This window comes from Streptomyces sp. NBC_00162, from assembly GCF_024611995.1.
Classification (GTDB): Bacteria; Actinomycetota; Actinomycetes; order Streptomycetales; family Streptomycetaceae; genus Streptomyces.
Genome location: NZ_CP102509.1, coordinates 7,853,471 through 7,870,623, shown reverse-complemented (window position 1 = coordinate 7,870,623; position 17,153 = coordinate 7,853,471). Strand labels below are relative to the sequence as shown.

General features: G+C 71.6%; 13 protein-coding genes. 5 read left to right on the top strand and 8 right to left on the bottom strand.

Annotated features, from left to right (window positions below; genetic code table 11):
* Window positions 1-33 precede the first annotated feature (33 nt).
* Both JIW86_RS36250 and JIW86_RS36245 read right to left on the bottom strand, forming a co-directional pair.
* Window positions 34-597, bottom strand: coding sequence for a hypothetical protein (locus JIW86_RS36250; protein ID WP_251064445.1), 564 nt, complete (start codon window positions 595-597; stop codon window positions 34-36).
* Window positions 598-738: 141 nt separating this feature from the next.
* Window positions 739-1,587 carry a CAP domain-containing protein gene (locus tag JIW86_RS36245; RefSeq protein ID WP_257558562.1) on the bottom strand — a complete coding sequence of 283 codons (849 nt, stop codon included), beginning with the start codon at window positions 1,585-1,587 and terminating at the stop codon, window positions 739-741.
* Between the two features lie 387 nt (window positions 1,588-1,974).
* Here JIW86_RS36245 and JIW86_RS36240 point away from each other — a divergent pair, with 387 nt between their 5' ends.
* The 3 genes from JIW86_RS36240 (at window position 1,975) to JIW86_RS36230 (ending at window position 5,811) form a co-directional block, all read left to right on the top strand.
* Window positions 1,975-3,048: a hypothetical protein gene (locus tag JIW86_RS36240; RefSeq protein ID WP_215142774.1), complete on the top strand. Its 1,074-nt coding sequence runs from the start codon at window positions 1,975-1,977 to the stop codon at window positions 3,046-3,048.
* Window positions 3,049-3,163: 115 nt separating this feature from the next.
* Entirely contained in the window at window positions 3,164-3,670 is a 507-nt protein-coding gene (locus tag JIW86_RS36235) for a hypothetical protein (RefSeq protein WP_257558561.1), read from the top strand.
* A 110-nt stretch (window positions 3,671-3,780) separates the two neighbouring features.
* A complete protein-coding gene (locus tag JIW86_RS36230; protein ID WP_257558560.1) occupies window positions 3,781-5,811 on the top strand; it encodes a serine/threonine-protein kinase in 2,031 nt (676 codons plus the stop codon).
* 12 nt (window positions 5,812-5,823) lie between these two features.
* Here JIW86_RS36230 and JIW86_RS36225 read toward each other — a convergent pair whose 3' ends face one another.
* The 4 genes from JIW86_RS36225 to JIW86_RS36210 form a co-directional block, all read right to left on the bottom strand.
* Window positions 5,824-7,701, bottom strand: coding sequence for a glycoside hydrolase family 15 protein (locus JIW86_RS36225; RefSeq protein WP_257558559.1), 1,878 nt, complete (start codon window positions 7,699-7,701; stop codon window positions 5,824-5,826).
* Window positions 7,702-7,811: 110 nt separating this feature from the next.
* The gene (locus tag JIW86_RS36220; protein ID WP_257559572.1) at window positions 7,812-9,041 is read right to left on the bottom strand and encodes a PP2C family protein-serine/threonine phosphatase; all 1,230 of its coding nucleotides are present in this window, start codon (window positions 9,039-9,041) and stop codon (window positions 7,812-7,814) included.
* A 108-nt stretch (window positions 9,042-9,149) separates the two neighbouring features.
* Window positions 9,150-9,770, bottom strand: coding sequence for a 2'-5' RNA ligase family protein (locus JIW86_RS36215; protein ID WP_257558558.1), 621 nt, complete (start codon window positions 9,768-9,770; stop codon window positions 9,150-9,152).
* 83 nt (window positions 9,771-9,853) lie between these two features.
* The gene (locus JIW86_RS36210) at window positions 9,854-12,403 is read right to left on the bottom strand and encodes a discoidin domain-containing protein (RefSeq protein ID WP_257558557.1); all 2,550 of its coding nucleotides are present in this window, start codon (window positions 12,401-12,403) and stop codon (window positions 9,854-9,856) included.
* Between the two features lie 184 nt (window positions 12,404-12,587).
* Between JIW86_RS36210 and JIW86_RS36205 the strand changes: the two genes are divergently transcribed.
* Window positions 12,588-13,004, top strand: coding sequence for a VOC family protein (locus JIW86_RS36205; protein ID WP_215142765.1), 417 nt, complete (start codon window positions 12,588-12,590; stop codon window positions 13,002-13,004).
* Window positions 13,005-13,140: 136 nt separating this feature from the next.
* A complete protein-coding gene (locus JIW86_RS36200) occupies window positions 13,141-15,546 on the top strand; it encodes an excinuclease ABC subunit UvrA (RefSeq protein WP_257558555.1) in 2,406 nt (801 codons plus the stop codon).
* Here the strand turns inward: JIW86_RS36200 and JIW86_RS36195 are convergent.
* Together JIW86_RS36195 and JIW86_RS36190 are read right to left on the bottom strand one after the other, a co-directional pair.
* Window positions 15,531-16,721: a winged helix DNA-binding domain-containing protein gene (locus tag JIW86_RS36195; protein WP_257558554.1), complete on the bottom strand. Its 1,191-nt coding sequence runs from the start codon at window positions 16,719-16,721 to the stop codon at window positions 15,531-15,533. The genes JIW86_RS36200 and JIW86_RS36195 overlap by 16 nt on opposite strands.
* 34 nt (window positions 16,722-16,755) lie before the next feature.
* Complete coding sequence (locus tag JIW86_RS36190; protein WP_215142759.1) at window positions 16,756-17,121, bottom strand: hypothetical protein; 366 nt, start codon at window positions 17,119-17,121, stop codon at window positions 16,756-16,758.
* Window positions 17,122-17,153 lie beyond the last annotated feature (32 nt).

Genomic DNA, 17,153 nt, shown 5'->3' with positions numbered 1-17,153 from the left:
GGATCGGCCGAAGCGGTCGAGGCGGCCGGGCCCTCAGAACGAGGTTTCGCGGACGCTGGCCTTCGCCACCGGGTCGATCGTCGCCGTGATGACCGAGCGGTGGTCCGCGCTGGTGAAGGTGACCGTCAGGGTGTCGTCCGCGGTCTGTGACGTGGTGGCCTTGAACCCGCGGCCGGGTATCGCGGAGATCAGGCACACGCCGCGGCTCCCGTACCGCACCGTGACCTTGCCGCCCTGCGAGGGGACGGTGTGCAGGCCCGGTCCGCCCTCCTCGCAGTCAACGGAGGGTTTCGGCGCGGTGGTCCTGGGGGTTCCCGTCGAGGCCTTCGCGGGTGTGGGCGTCGAGGCCGAGGGAGACGGCTGCCCGGTCGCGGTGGGCGAGCCACTGGCGGACGGGCTCGGGGACTGCGGGCTCGGGGACTGGCCCTGCCCCGCCTGCCACGCGGGCGGCGAATCGAAGACCATCGGGGCGGACCGCGCCACCGGAGGTGTATGCCTGGTCGAGCCGACCACGAACTGGACCGTGACGAGCACGGCGGTCACGCTGGCGGCCGTGCACGACAGCCATATGAGCAGGTAGCGCGGAATTCGGGGCACGGCCCCATAGTGGCCGACGCACCGGGGCGCCCGTCACCGCGGGTCCGCCGTCGCGCGGGTCCGCGGGGCAAACGCCGACGTCCTCCTGGCCCGCGTACGGGTCGGAGGACGTGTGCCGCTCGGCGGCCGGCGGGAGGGTTCCTACTTCGGTGTGCCGAAGTCCTGCGTCCACCACGGGCCGCCGTCGCCCTTGTGGACGCCTATGCCGATCTCCCGGAAGGCGCAGTTGAGGATGTTGGCCTTGTGGCCGGGGCTGTTCATCCACGCGTTCATGACGGCGTCGGCGTCCGACTGGCCCCGGGCTATGTTCTCGCCCAGGCGGGACCATCCGTATCCGGCCGCTTCCACGCGGGTGGTCATGGTGGACCCGTCGGGTCCGGTGTGGGACATGACGCCGCTGCGGGCCATGGTGTCGCTGTACGCCCGCGCCGCCGCGCTCAGCTTGGCGTTCGTGGCCAAGGGGCCGCACCCGGCCGCGGCCCGCTCCTTGTTGACCAGGGCGAGGACCGCCGACTCGGAGTCCCCGGAGGCATTGCCGGAGGAGCCGCCCGAACCCCCGGAACCGCCGCCGGTGGTCGCGGCAGGCGTACGCGACGCGGGCTTGCGGGCCGGGGTCGACGCCGACTTGTCCGGGCTGCTCTCCTCTGCCGCGGGCTTCGTGGGAGCGGCGGATCCCGTGGCGTCGGCGCCGGGCGTTCCTGACGGTGTCGCGCCCGTCGCGGCCGCGGCGTCGGCGGTGAGCGTGGGGAGGGGAGGCGTGGGAGTCGCCGTCGCCTCCCCGCTACCGGAGCCCGGCGTCCCGGACTTCGGTCCGCTGGCGCCATCGGCCCGCCTGTCCCCGCGCGCTCCGCCGTCGGAGTCGGCCACCGCGACCCCGACCGCCACCGCCGCGGCCGCCGCGGTGAGAGACAGCACGATGCGCGTGCGCACCGCCTTCTTCCGTCGTGCCTCGACGCGGGACGGCGTTCCGGGAGTTTGGCTGCGGCTCATGCCTGTAGACCTCACAGAGAGAAGGGGTGGGGCACCTCCCAGCGGGGGCTGGGGGAGGCTCGGACCGAGCCTAGGGCCGTGACCAGCCAAAAGATCGGTCTGGAGGCGTTCTTCAAGGTCCCTTAAGGAAGCCCGCAGGGTCGGCACAGGAACGAAGGAGGTACGGGTTCCCGTGGTGAGGGATATGCGTGTGCCTCGGGGGGTTTGCGTGAGGACGTCCGGTAGATCTCAACAGCCCGTTGACCGACCGCCGGTGAACGTTTCAGCATGCACGGGTCAATCCGTTCGACGACTGACGAAGGACTGACCCGCATGGGTAAAGGATCGTTACGCAGGACACGCGCGGCAGTCGCTGCACTGGGTACGGCCCTGCTGATTTCACTGGCAGTGGCCGCACCCGCAAGCGCCGCGCCCGAACCGAACGACTCCGGATCAGGTCAACTCGCCATCAAACTGGGCACTCCGGAGAAGGCAACCACCCTCACGGACACCGAGGGCGAGGTGGGCGCCGACGACGTGGGCGCCCAGGCAATCGACTGTGCCGAAGGGTTCATCCGGCTCACCCGTACCGAGTCGTGCTCGAACCTGAAGATCCCGGTGGTCTACACGGTCAACGGAACACCCGCCGGGACGGCGACCCTGCATTCCAAGGTCACGGCCACGCTCGACCCGCGCAACCGGTACGAGTCGAAGTACAAGGTGGAGCTGCGGCTGACGGACCCGTCCTCGTGGGCGGGCTGGCTGACCAACGGCCGGGTCGGCTTCGAGTGCAACCACTGCGACGTGGACGAGTCCGGTGAGCAGTTCCTGTTCCCAAACCAGACGCGGACGTACGAGTTCACCGTGTCTTCGCCGGGCCGGGCCCTGGTCAACGACAGCGTCCGCCCGTACGCCACCCTGGACGCGCCCCGTCATGACGAGGGCAGCGCGCTCATCGGGGAGACGTTCCGGCCGCGCTGCGACAGCACCCCCCGCATCACGCCCGTCCGGTCCGGCGGCTGCGTGTACCCCCAGGTCGCGGCCGTGTGGGTGCTGGACACCGGCAACCCGAGGGTCGACGCGGTGGCCTGGCACGTCGACTGGGCGCAGCGCAACCTCGACCAGCCGTGGGGGAAGCCGGGTACCCGGTACCCGCTGCACCGCACGTTCGACGAGACCGTCATCGACGCGAACCGTGACGTGGCCTGCGGCCGCGGCGTGCCGCGGCCTCCGCCGGGCAGCGGGCTGGCTTGTGACGAGTACCCGTTCGCCCAGTCACTGGAGGGGGCCAGCCGGAACCCGGACTACTCCTGCCACTTCCTCGACGGGGACGACAACTCCCGTGAGGGCAGCCTGCGCAAGGCCTCGCTGAACGGTCAGCGGGTCCTGGAGGGCGACGCGTTCTACGTCCGCGTCCTCAAGTCCGCGGGTGCGGTGGCGCCGCCTCAGGCGATGGGGCCGGTGGGCTGCGGCAGGGACTGACCCACCGACCCAGCCGTACGCCGGCACTTCTGCCGAACCGGTACCCCGAGAGCAGGGGCCGCACCCACCATGGGTGCGGCCCCGTTCCGATTCGAGACCGAGAGGAAGACCCCACATGCCCGCCCCGCAGCACACCACCACCAGCACCGTCCACGTCGACGCCGGCACGATCGACCTGACGGGGGAGGATCTCGTGGCCGAGTTCGAACCCGAGTGGACGCTGAACGGTCTGGTCGAGGCCGACCCGGACGACGGCAGCGCCCGCATCCTGTGCGGGCAGGAGATCGGCCGCATCGCCGTGACGGCCCAGCTCTGGGACGAGGCCCCGCCCCTGCACGCGGACGGGTGGCAGGACGTCGCCGAGGTGCCCGTCTCGTGGGACTCCGCGTTCATCGACTTCGCCACGACCGGCACCGAAGTGGACCCGGCCGGCCGGCTGGAGCTTCCCGGCCCCGGCGACTACCGGATCCGCGTCCACGGCAGGAACCGCGACGACGGCGATCCGCGCGTGGCGAGTGATCCCGTCGAGGAGTACCTGATCCAGGTGTGGCCCGCCCCGGCCGGAGGGCCCGAGCTGTGGAAGGCGACCAGCCGGACGGCCGCACGGTGGCGCACACCCTGAGCGGTACGACGGCCCTCCCCCGGGCCTCCCCCCGGGCCTGGCTTGACTGGTATGCCGCGCGACGGGTAAGGAGAGGCTGTTCATCGCGCACGGTGTGAAACGGGGGACCCATGAAGCCGCTCGAAACGGGCGATCCCACCTCGGTCGGCGAGGGCCGCTACCGGCTGGTGGGACGGCTCGGCCAGGGGGGCATGGGCGTGGTCTACCTGGGCCGGTCCCAGTCCGGCCGTGCGGTCGCCGTCAAGGTGGTACGTCCAGAGCTCAGCACCGAGCCAGGGTTCAAGCGGAGGTTCGCCGACGAGGTGGCGGCCGCGCGGCGGGTCGGCGGCTTCCACACCGCACCGGTCGTCGACGCCGACCCGGACGGGGAGCCGGCCTGGCTGGTGACGGCCTTCGTGCCCGGCCCCACCCTGCAAGCGGTGCTCGCGCGCGTCGGATCGCTGCCTCTGGACACGCTCACCGTCCTGGCGGCCGGACTGGCCGAGGCGCTGGAGGCGATCCACCGGGTGGGGGTCATCCACCGCGACCTCAAGCCCGCGAACATCATCGTCGCGGAGGACGGGCCGCGCGTCATCGACTTCGGCATTGCGCGCGCCCTGGACGGAACGGCTCTGACGCAGACCGGACTGCAGATCGGCACGCCGGGATTCCTGGCACCCGAGCAGCTCAGCGGCGGTGGCGCCCTGACCCCCGCGGTCGACATGTTCGCCCTGGGGGTGGTGCTCACCCAGGCCGCGGGCGGCTCCCCCTTCGGCGACGGCCCGTCCGCGGCCAGGCACTACAAGGTCGTCCACGAGGAACCGGACCTGACCGCCGTCCCCGGCGAACTCCGCGAAGCCATCGGCGCATGCCTGTCCAAGGACCCGGAGGCACGGCCCACCCCATCCGCCTTCCTGGGCAGCCTGACCGTCCGCCACCCGGCCGGTGACTCCTGGCTGCCGGACGCGGCAACGCACCTGCTCCCCCGGCAGGAACCGGCGGCGCAGCCCACCGCGCCGGATGCACCGCAGGACACCCCGGCGGCGGACGCCCCCCGGCCCGTCGTCGCCCCGCAGCCCCGTACGGAACAGCCGCGGACCGTGACGGGGCCGGCGGCACCGCTCTCCCCAACGCCCACGCCCTCACCAGAGGCGCGGCAGCCGGTGGGCGCGCAGCCCGGGCGTCGACGCGCGGTCGTGGCGGCGGCGGTGCTCGTGGCCTCTCTCACGGCCGTCGGCCTGCTGCTGTGGCAGCCCTGGACCGGCTCCACCAAGGACGATGCCAAGCCCGGCGCCGTCACACCCACCGGCTCCGCCCCCGCACCTGCCGCCGCCCCCTTCCCGACGGAGCCCCTGCTCATCCGCAAGGACACCGCCCCCGGCTGGCCGGGGACGTGTCACGGCGTCATCGCCCGCCGGGACGCGGCGACGGAGGCACCCGTGCAGCTCGTGGCAGGGGACGCATGCGACACGCTGCCCACGTGGTCCCCTGACCGCAAGTCCTTCGCGTTCACCCGTACCACGCCCGAGGGCACGGCCGTCTGGACCGCCGGCGCCGACGGTTCGAACGCGCGGCGGGTCGCCTCCATCGCCGGTGGCAGGGTGTCCTGGTCGCCGGACGGCAGCCGGCTCGCCGTACTGCGCAAGAAGGACGGCGTACAGCAGCTGTTCGTGGTCGACGTCGCCGACGGCTCCGCTCGCCAGCTCACCTCGGGCAAGGGCCAGGTCGAGGACCCCGCGTGGTCGCCGGACGGCAAGCGCATCGCGGTCTGTCTGCAGACGGAGCCCGAGAACTGGCAGATCCACGTGGTCGACCCCGCCGCCCCGGACCGCGCCCCGCAACAGGTGACCCGGCTGCCCCATCCGGCACTCGACCCGGTGTGGTCCCCGGACGGCGCGACCTTCGCGTACACCGCGGGGACCTACGGCGCGGGTACTCAGGGCGACATCCGCCTCGTGGCCGTCGACGGCACGGACGATCGCGACCTGGTCGCCACCGGCGCCCATGAGATGGACCCCGCCTGGTCCGTCGACGGCACCTGGGTGGCCTTCGTCCGCGGCCCGTACGAGAAGCCGGTGATCTGGGCCGTGCGCGCGGACAAGACGGGCGAGCGCACCCTGACCACCGGCACCTCCGGCGAAGGCCATCCCGCCTGGCGCTGAGCCCGGGAGCCGTCAGGGAGCGACGCTCTGGCCGCGGCTCGCGAACCGGTCGAGTTCCGTGTCGAGTGCGTGGGCCGCTGTGATGAGGGCGAGGTGGGTGAAGGCCTGGGGAAAGTTGCCCAGTTGCTCGCCGCTGGGGCCGATCTCCTCGGCGAACAGCCCCACGTGGTTCGCGTAGGTGAGCATCTTGTCGAAGGCGTAGCGGGCCTGTTCGAGTCGTCCGGCGCGCGCGAGGGCGTAGACGTAGAGGAAGCTGCACAGGGAGAAGGTGCCCTCGGATCCCTGCAGGCCGTCGGGAGAGGCGGCGGGGTCGTAGCGGTAGACGAGGCTGTCGGAGACGAGTTCGCCGTCCATGGCTTCCAGGGTGGACAGCCAGCGCGGGTCCTTCGGGGTGATGAAGCCGACCAGCGGCATCATCAGCAGGGAGGCGTCCAGGACGGTACTGCCGTAGTGCTGGACGAACGCCTGGCGTTCCTCGCTCCACCCGCGCGTCATGATCTGCTGCAGGACGGCGTCGCGAGCGGCGGTCCAGCGGGGTACGTCGCCCGGGCGGGCGAGGGCGGAGGCCTGGCGGACGCCACGGTCAAGAGCGACCCAGCACATGAGGCGGCTGTAGGTGAAGTCCTTCTGGCCGCCCCGGGTCTCCCAGATGCCCTCGTCGGGGCGGTCCCAGTTGTCGCACAGCCAGTCCAGCACGGCGGCGGAGCGCCGCCAGCCGTCGTAGCCGATGACGTCGCCGGCCTGGCCCGCGTGGGCGAGGGCGAAGACGGCCTCGCCGTAGATGTCCAACTGCAGCTGCCCGGCGGCGCCGTTGCCCGCGCGCACCGGGGCGGAGCCGCGCCAGCCCGCCAGATGGCCGAGGACCTCCTCGGCCAGGTACGGGTCCCCGTCGACGCGGTACATGATCTGCAGCGGCTCTCCGTTGGGTGCTCCCCCGTCCTCCAGCCGCTGCTGGAGCCAGCCGCGGAAGGCGTTCGCTTCCTCGGTGAAGCCCAGGTCGCGCATGGCCCGCACGGCCAGGGAGGCGTCGCGGATCCAGGTGTAGCGGTAGTCCCAGTTCCGCTCGCCGCCCTCCTGCTCGGGCAGGCCCATGGTCGCGGCGGCGATGGGCGCGCCGGTGGGCGCGTACGTCATGAGCTTGAGGGTGATGGCGGAGCGGTTGACGATCTGCTGCCAGCGGCCCCGGTAGCTGCAGCGTCCGATCCAGTCGTGCCAGAAACGGCGCACGGCGGCGAATTCCTCCGCCAGCTCGTCCGCGTCCAGCGGCCGTGGAGCCTGGCTCGCGGAGTCGCACACCGTCAGCACGACGGCCGCACGCTCACCGGCCGCCAGCGTCACCCCGGCTCGTACGTCACCCCCGTCGGCCTCCAGCGGAACAGGGCCGATGGCCTGCAGGTGCGCGGTGACGCCCGGACCCTCGAAGCGCGCGGTGCTTCCGTCCAGGGCGAGGTCGTGGTGCGCGCGGCCGTAGTCGAAGCGCGGCCTGCACTCCAGGGCGAAGCGCACGGAGCCCCGTACCGTCCGCATCACCCGCACCACCCGGTGCCGGTCGGTGACCGTGGTCGGATGGTGGACGGGCATGAAGTCGACCACCTCCCCCACGCCCTCGCGCGTGAGGAAGCGGGTGATCAGGACAGCGGTATCGGCCAGGTAGAGCTGGCGGGTGATGACGCCGGCCTCGCCTCCCGGCCCGCCTCCTTCGACACCCGGCGCGTCCGCGGTGATGGCGAAGCATCCGCCGCGGTCGTGGTCGAGCAGTCCGGCGAAGATGCTGGGCGAGTCGAAGCGGGGCGAGCAGAACCAGTCCAGCACGCCTTCGGAGGAGACGAGTGCACACGTCTGCAGGTCCCCGATCAGGCCGTGCTCGGCAATCGGCGGATAGGGAAGCATCGGCCCTCCACGTCTTGCCGGGCGCTCTCGTTCGGGCAGTCTCATTCTCGGGCCCTGCGCCGGTGATCGCCATGCAGGCCGGGGCGAGCCGCGCTCTCACCGCGGCGCCGTCACAGGCGCAGGACGACCAGGGCCGTGTCGTCGGTGATTCCGGCCGACGGGATGAGGTCGGTCAGCAGGGCGTCGGCCAGCGCTTCGGGTTCGGCGGTGCGGTGTCGTGCGAGGGCGTCGGCGAGCCTTTGGAGACCGGCGTCGATGTCCTCGTGGCGGCGTTCGACGAGTCCGTCGGTGTAGAGGACGAGTACGGAACCTTCGGTGAAGGCGCTCTGGGCCTGGGGGCGGCGAGCGTGTTCGGGCCGGGCGCCGAGCGGGGGGTCGGTGGCCTGGTCGAGGAAGGTGACGGTGCCGTCGTCGTGGCAGAGCGCGGGCGGGGGGTGGCCGGCGCAGCTGTAGGTGAGGGTGCGGCTGTTCCAGTCGATGAAGACCGACACCACGGTCGTGGACTCGGCGCCGTCGATGGAGCGGGCGTACAGGCCGAGGCCCTCGAGGGCCTGGGCGGGGCCCTCGGTGACGCGGGAGGCGGCTGACAGGGCGCTGCGCAGCTGGCCCATGACGCCGGCCGCGCGCAGTCCGTGGCCGACGACGTCACCGACGGCGACGGCGGTGCGGCCGGGCAGGTCGACGAGGTCGTACCAGTCACCGCACACGTTCAGGGCTCCGGCGGCCGGCAGGTAGCGCACGGCAGCCTGGTGGTGGCCGAGCGGGCGGGGCGTGGGCAGCATCGCCTCCTGCAGATGGAGAGCCACATCGCGTTCATGGGCGTGGGCGTGGCGCAGGCGTTCGTTGACCTCCTGAAGCTCCCGGGCGCGGGTGTACAGATCGGACTCCAGCACCTGGGCGCGGTCGGTGACGCCGCGTGCGCTCTGGGCCCGGATGAGTTCGGTGACCTCCTCCACGCGGTGCAGCAGCAGCGCCACGCTGCCGTCGGGGGCGCGGACGGGGACGTTGACGGGGCTCCAGTACCGCTCCTGCCACACCCCGGGCCGATCGTGGTATTCCACGTCGTAGCGTTGCAGGGCCATGGTGTCGCGCTCCCCGGTGGCCACGACCCGTTCCAGGGAGGTGCGCAGGTTGTACATGCCCGTCGCGCCCGGATCGGTGGGGTTGTCGGGGAAGACGTCGAACAGATAGCCGCCGACGACCTGCTCGCGCGTGCGGCCGGACATCGACAGGTACGCCTCGTTGGCGTCCAGGAACACGAGATCGGGGGTCAGCAGTGCGACCGCGCCCGGCAGTGCGTCGAACACCGCCTGGTAGTCGATCCCGGATCCGTTCACGATCCACCTGTCCGCGCGCTACGTCCTGGTCATGAGGTTGCTCCCACGATAGGTACGACCGCGCAGGCGGGCTTGTCACAAGCCTCCGCCCTTGGGCCGTTCGGCCGCCCGTCACCCGGAACGGGAGGTGCCGCAATCCTGGTGCCGGCGCACTTCGCCCGTGCCCAGGGTGATCGTGAGGCGGGGTCGCATGGGCTCTTCGCCGCGACGGGAGAGCAGCACGATGTCGTGGACCTGCGCCGCCGTGCTGCCCAGGAGGGCGGCACACTCCGCGGCCAGGTTCCGCGGGTCGTCGGTGCGGCCGAGCGACAGGTGCGGTGTGAACCGCGGGAACCGGCCGCGGCACAGTGGGAACGGCTCCGCCAGGGCGCCCTGGAGCGTGGTCCAGGGGGCAGGACCGGCCGCGGCGGGGTCCAGCCACACGGTGGAGTACGCGCGGTGGCGGAAGGCGTGCACTCCGCTGAGGCGGATGGTGAAAGGCCCGCTCTGCGCGGCCGCGGCGGCCAGCAGCGGGACCGCTGCCGCGAAGTCGGTCTCCGGGACGAATCCGAAGATCAGGTTCACGTGCGGTGGCCAGCGGCGGATCTGGGGGTCGTGCTCGGCGCGAATGCTCTGGATCGCGGGCCACAGCCCGGCCGGAGGGAGCCAGACCACGGCGGTCCGGGGCGTGGGAGCGACCTGGAGGAATCCTGGGACACCGGCTGCGCCACCGGCGGTCGGGGGCACCTTCACACGGCCATGATGCGCCTGACCGGGGTACCCCCACGATCCCTGCGGTGTCCGGCCGGCTCGGGGGCCGGACACCGCTCGTGGGTTCAGGAGATGGTGACGAACCGGGCGGTGCTCGGCACTCCCTGGGCGTCTAGGGCGAAGAGCATGTAGGTCCCCGGCAGGACCACGCCGGTGTCAGCGGGGATGGCCACCGTGTAGGCGCCGGTTCCCGTGGCGGTGGAGACCAGCGGGACCCGCCGCTGGTCGTTGTCGGTGGAGTGGGTCGCGGCCGCGGCCCGCATCAGGACGAAGGACGCCACCGGAGCCTGGGTGGTCACCGTGAGCGACGCGCCGGGGGCTGCCGTGGCGGGCACGCCCCCGGTGATGGCAGGACGCGGCTTCGGCGATCCGTCGGCGTTGAGCAGGTACGGCGGTGTGAAGACGGCCCCATCGGCGTGGTTGGTCGCACAGTCACCGCACAGGCCCCCGCCGCCGGAGAAGATCCGCCCGTCCGGCAGCAGGTTGGCCACGCTGTGGTAGTTGCGCGGGATGGCCATGGTGGCGAGCGGGGTGAAGCTGCCGGTCGACGGGTCCCACAGCTCGGGGGTCAGCACCGAGGTCGCGTCGCTGAACGGCACCGGATAGGCCTGCCCGCCGAAGACGGCCACCTTGCCGTCGGGCAGGACGACGCTGTTGCCGAAGGCGCGGGCGTACTCCATGTCCCCGGTGCGGGCTGCCTGGACCTGGCTGCCCGAGACGTTCACGGTGTAGGCGCGCCGCGTGGCAGGGGTCTTCTCGTAGGCGGGCGAGCCGCCCAGGGTGAGCAGTTTGCCGATGTCGTAGGCGACGGCGTTGCCGGTCATGGCGTCCTGGCTGTCGGCCCGGGTGCCGGCGGCGGTGATGCTGCCCTGGCCGGTGGTCGAGATCCAGTTCATCTGCTTGCTCGGGCCCAGTTGCAGTACCTTGCCGCCCGAAGTGGCGTGCAGCCACATGTGGTTGTCGGCGCGGTAGGGTCCGGCCGGGTCGGCCGTCAGCGCCGGCGTGGCGGCGACGCCCGGGAGCTTGCGCCAGGTGCGGGTGTCCGGCGACCAGACCTCGCCGGCCTTGTCGCCCGCGGGTCCGCTCCAGGATCCGCCCAGGACGAAGGCCTCACCGGTGGAGAGCAGGGTCATGGCCTGGTAGCCGCGCGCGATGTTCATGCTGGTCGTGGCGGACCACGCGTCGGTGGCCGGGTCGTAGATGCTCGCCTTTTCCGCGTTGCTGCCCCCGGTGACCAGCACCCGGCCGTCGGCCAGCATGGCGATGCCGGGACAGAACATGTCGTGGCCGGTGTTGTCGATGCGGCGCTGGGTGACCTTGCCGGTCTTCAGGTCCAGGATCGCGGTCTGCGTGTAGCCGCTGCTGCCGCCGAAGCGGTCGACCGCGTACGCCGACCAGGCCAGCAGCTTGTCGCCGGGCAGGGCGGCGGTGGCCACGGGCACCAGGGGGAAGCCGATGATCCGGTCCCAGGACCCGTGGACGGCCGGGCTTGCCGGTCCGCTCAGGCGTATCTCACCGGCCGAGGTCCACGGACCGCGGCCGCCGGCCTCGGTGGTCACGGTCAGGCGTACGAAGCGGGCGTTCTCCGCACGGGTGAAGGTGGCGGTCTTGACGGTGTCGTCGTCCCGCCAGGTGCCGGCCGCGACGGGCGCGCCGAAGGCCGTGCCGTCGGTGCTGGTGGTGACGGTGTACGCGCCTGCCCGGCCATTGGGCCCGTCGGGGCGGGGGTGGTAGACGAGCGCGGAGACGACGGTCGTGCGCTGCATGTCGATGGTGATGCTGTGCGGCAGCGGGGCTGGAGTACCGGTCCACTTGCTGTGCCAGATGGTTCCGGTGTTGCCGTCGAGCACGTTGGCCGCGCGCCCGCTCTCGCCGCTGGTCTCCTCGTCGCTCGCCGTGGCCGTCCAGCCGGCCCGGGACAGGTCGACGGTGGCGGCCGGGGTGCCGGGGTCGCCCAGCAGGTTGATCTCGGCGGCGGAGGTCCAGGGCCCGCGGCCGCCGGCCTCGGTGAGCGCCGTCAGCCGTACGAACCGGGCTCCCTGCGGGGCGAACCCGAGGGTCTTGGCGGCGGCATCGTCCGCGAGCGTGCCGGTGGCGACCGGACTTCCCCAGCTCCGTCCGTCCGTACTGAGGCTGATGCCGTACTCACCGACGCGTCCGTTGGGTCCGTTGGTGCGGGGGTGGTAGACGAGTGCGGAGACGACGGTCGTGCGCTGCATGTCGATGGTGATGCTGTGCGGCAGCGGGGCTGGAGTACCGGTCCACTTGCTGTGCCAGATGGTTCCGGTGTTGCCGTCGAGCACGTTGGCCGCGCGCCCGTTCTCGCCGCTGGTCTCCTCGTCGCTCGCCGTGGCCGTCCAGCCGGTGCGGTCGAGAACCGGAGCTGTTGGCTCCATGGCGTTCGCCGGCGCGATGCCGTGGTGCGGTGACTGCGCCGCCGTCTGCTGGTCGAGAGGTACGGGGGCGGACCGGGGCTCCGGGGCGCGGCCGGCCGCCGTGCTCGCGACCCCGAGCCACGGCGTCGAACCGAGCAGGAGCGAGCCGAGGCCGAAGGCTATGAGCAGGTGGGAACGGCGTATCAGGCGGGATAAGGCGAGGAAGCGCCTGGACTGCAATCTGACCTCCTGGGGCGAATGGGCGTGCCCCAGGGAACATAGGTCAGCGAAACGGCAACTCGCCTGAGATAAAGGATAGTTGGCGTGAAGCTACGATACGGGTCGAGCGCCCTGGTACCCACCCGGGGAGAACCGGTCAGGATCGGAGAAGCGCATTCCACCGCCACCTCGTAGCGTCGACGGCATGGACATCACACTCTCTCAGTGCTTCATCGCAGTCGACGACCACGACAAGGCCCTCGCCTTCTACCGCGACGCCCTCGGCCTCGAGGTGCGCAACGACGTCGGATACGAGGGGATGCGCTGGGTGACCATCGGGTCGCCCGCGCAGCCGGACGTGGAGATCGTCCTCGAGCCGCCGCTCGCCGACCCCAACGCCTCGGCGGCCGACCGCCAGGCCATGACGGACCTGCTGGCCAAGGGCCTGCTGCGCGGCGTGATCTTCTCCACCGACGATGTCGACGCCACCTTCGAAAAGGTGCGGGCCGCCGGCGGCGAGGTCCTGCAGGAACCGATCGACCAGCACTACGGCGTGCGCGACTGCGCCTTCCGCGACCCGTCCGGCAACATGATCCGCTTCGCCCAGCCCCGCAAGCGGTAGCCGCTGCCCGTTACGTCGTTGCCATGATCGCGCCGACGAAGTAGAACCGGACGTGCTGCTCGAACCCGGCCGGATCGAGCCAGGCGACACCGAAGGGGGCCGCGCGAGCGGCCCCCTCCCGACAGATGGAGACACGATGAGCAAGGTCACGAGGTCGGACACGCAGTCGCCTGCGCCGCACGATGCCGACAGCCACGATCTGATCCGCGTGCACGGCGCGCGCGAGAACAACCTCAAGGACGTCAGCATCGAGATCCCGAAGCGTCGGCTGACGGTGTTCACCGGCGTGTCGGGCTCGGGCAAGAGCTCGCTGGTGTTCGACACGATCGCCGCGGAGTCGCAGCGGCTGATCAACGAGACCTACAGCTCCTTCGTGCAGGGCTTCATGCCGAACCTGGCACGGCCCGAGGTCGACGTACTCGACGGACTGACGACCGTGATCAGCGTCGACCAGCAGCGGATGGGTGCCGACCCGCGCTCCACGGTCGGCACCGCCACCGACGCCAACGCGATGCTGCGCATCCTCTTCAGCCGGCTCGGCAAGCCGCACATCGGCCCGCCCAGCGCGTACTCCTTCAACACCGCCTCGGTCCGGGCGACCGGTGCGATCACCGTCGAGAAGGGCAACAAGAAGGCGGTGAGAGCGACCTACGAGCGCACCGGCGGCATGTGCACGCACTGCGAGGGCCGGGGCAAGGTCTCCGACATCGACCTCACCCAGCTCTACGACGACTCCAAGTCGCTCGCCGAAGGCGCGTTCACCATCCCCGGCTGGAAGTCGGACAGCCAGTGGACGGTGGGGCTCTACGCCCAGTCGGGCTTCCTCGACCCGAACAAGCCGATCCGCCGGTTCACCAAGCAGGAGATGCAGGACTTCCTCTACGGCGAGCCGACCAAGGTCAAGGTCAACGGCATCAACCTCACCTACGAAGGGCTGATCCCCAAGATCCAGAAGTCGTTCCTGTCCAAGGACAAGGAGGCGATGCAGCCGCACATCAGGGCGTTCGTGGAGCGGGCCGTCACCTTCACCACCTGCCCCGAGTGCGACGGCACCCGGCTCAGCGAGGGCGCCCGCACGTCGAAGATCAAGAAGATCAGCATCGCCGACGCCTGCGCGATGGAGATCCGCGACCTCGCCGAATGGGTCCGCGGCCTCGAGGAGCCGACGGTGGCGCCGCTGCTCACCGCGCTCCAGCAGACCCTCGACTCGTTCGTGGAGATCGGCCTCGGCTATCTCGCGCTGGAGCGGCCCGCGGGCACGCTGTCGGGCGGAGAGGCGCAGCGCGTCAAGATGATCCGCCACCTCGGCTCGGCCCTCACCGACATCACCTACGTCTTCGACGAGCCCACCATCGGCCTGCACCCCCATGACATCCAGCGCATGAACGACCTGCTGCTGCGGCTGCGGGACAAGGGCAACACCGTGCTCGTCGTGGAGCACAAGCCGGAGACGATCGCGATCGCCGACCACGTCGTCGACCTCGGCCCCGGCGCCGGAACGACGGGCGGCACCGTCTGCTTCGAGGGCACCGTCGAGGGGCTGCGGGCCAGCGGGACCACCACCGGCCGCCACTACGACGACCGGTCCTCCCTCAAGGAGACGGTGCGCAAGTCCACCGGCGCGCTGGAGATCCGCGGCGCGACGGCGAACAACCTGCGCGACGTGGACGTCGACATCCCGCTCGGGGTGCTGACCGTCATCACCGGGGTCGCCGGCTCCGGCAAGAGCTCACTCGTCCACGGCTCACTGCCACACCGGTCGGGGGCGCCCGGCGAGGGCGTGGTGTCGATCGACCAGAGCCCGATCCGCGGCTCCAGGCGCAGCAATCCGGCCACCTACACCGGGCTGCTCGACCCGATCCGCAAGGCGTTCGCCAAGGCCAACGGGGTGAAGCCGGCGCTGTTCAGCGCCAACTCCGAGGGCGCCTGCCCGACCTGCAACGGCGCCGGCGTCATCTACACCGACCTGGCGATCATGCAGGGCGTCGCCACCACCTGCGAGGACTGCGAGGGGAAGCGGTTCGACGCCTCGGTCCTGGAGTACCACCTCGGCGGCCGCGACATCAGCGAGGTGCTCGCGATGTCCGTGACGGAGGCCGAGGAGTTCTTCGGCAGCGGCGAAGCGCACACGCCGGCCGCGCACAAGATCCTCGACCGCCTCGCCGACGTGGGCCTCGGCTACCTCAGCCTCGGCCAGCCGCTCACCACGCTGTCCGGCGGCGAGCGGCAGCGGCTCAAGCTGGCCACCCACATGTCGGAGAAGGGAGGGGTCTACGTCCTCGACGAACCGACCACCGGCCTGCACCTCGCCGACGTGGAACACCTGCTCGGCCTGCTGGACCGGCTCGTCGACTCCGGCAAGTCGGTCGTCGTCATCGAGCACCACCAGGCGGTCATGGCGCACGCCGACTGGATCATCGACCTCGGCCCCGGCGCCGGCCACGACGGCGGCCTGATCGTCTTCGAGGGCACCCCCGCCGACCTCGTCGCCACCCGCCCCACCCTCACCGGCGAGCACCTCGCGGCCTACGTCGGCGCCTGACCGGCACCCTCGCGGAACCCGGCGGCTCGGTCGCCGCCGAGCAGCCGGGTCTCCGCGGCCGGGAGGCCCTTGGTCCACCAGTGGTCGTAGCGCCGGTAGGCCCTTGGGTCGCGGGAAGCGAGGAACGAGACGAGCGCTCCGGCCTCCGCGGCCAGTACCTCCCAGGTGTCCTCCGGCAGGGGGTGAAAGGCAGCGGCCTCGATCCCGCCGCCGACGGGGCGCCACACACCGGCGACGTGGCCGTCGACCAGCAGGGTGGGCAGTACATCGCCGTTCACGCGGATCACGTGCTTGCGGTAGGCGGGCGGAATGACGCGGCTGCGGTCGGCGTAGGCCAGCAGGATGCTGTCCCACATGGCCATCAGCCGGGGTGGGGCGGGAGTGTCCTCCGTCGGCCGTGGTGCGCCGGGGAGGTCGTACAGCACCGTGCCGTCCGGGCCTTCCAGCTGCTCGAGTCCGTCGCCGAGCGCGTGCACCGCCGCGCGGACCCGGGCCCGCTGGACCAGCGCGAACTGCGCCATGTCCGCCACCGACGCCGGCCCGAAGCCCTCCAGGTAGCGGCGGATCAGGATCTGCAGGCCGCCGGCCGCGGCGTCGGCATCGGCCAGGACCGGTCGCGCTCCCGCCGCGACGTACGAGGGCCGGGTCTCGAACGACCAGGGCCCTCCCGTGGGCGCGTGCCACAGCGGCGCGTACTGCCGCAGCATCCGCTGGGCCGCCGACTCCATCGGTGCGCCGAGTCGTTCCCCGAGCCAGCCCCCGATCTCGGCGACGGTGCGGGGCTGGTCCGCGTACCCCAGCAGATCGCCGACCAGCACTCCGGCCTCATCGGCGCTGAGCCCGGATGCCGTGAAACGGGAGTCGCCGAGCCGGGAGCCGCGCAGGGTCGGTTCCATGGCCTCCCGGAAGTGCCGGTAGTCCTCGGCGTGGACCGCGTGCAGGGTGAGCCGCATCAGGGTCGCCTTGACCGTTCGGTGACCGCTCAGGGCCGCGTCGAGGCCCGCCGGGTCGAAACCGCTCAGCCTGTTCCACAGCGCGACGTACGGTGAGGCGGGCTCCTGCGCCTGCAGGGCGACCACCCGGCGCACCGCGTCCGCGACGTCGAGGGACTCGCGGCCGAGCAGCAACTGTCGGGCGAGAGTCGCACGGTTGAGGGCCTGTCCGGTCATCTTCATGCCGGCATTCTCCCTTCACCGGCCAGGCCCTGTCCTAGGAGTCCTCGTCGTAGGTCCCCGCCTCCACCTCGAGGGCGAGTTCCTGGAGGACCTCGAGCGAGGAGACGTCCGTACGACCGCTGTCGTGCGCCATGGCCAGGCTGGTGAAGGCCAGGCTGAACCCGGCGACCATCGTGTGCAGGGCCGGTCCGAGGGCCTCCGCGACCAGGCGCGCCACCTGCTGCGGGGAGGACTCGGCCGGCACGCTGATCGAGGGCAGCATCTCGTTCAGCAGCTGGGTGACCACCCCTGCTTCCGTTTCCGGGGTGTCGTCGTCCTCTCCCGCCACCACCGCTCGGCGGATCTCCTGGGCTTCGGTGAGGATTCCGATGACTCGCTTGATGACCTCTGCGCGTTCCATGTCCGGAGAGTAGCTCCGGCACGCGTTTGCGG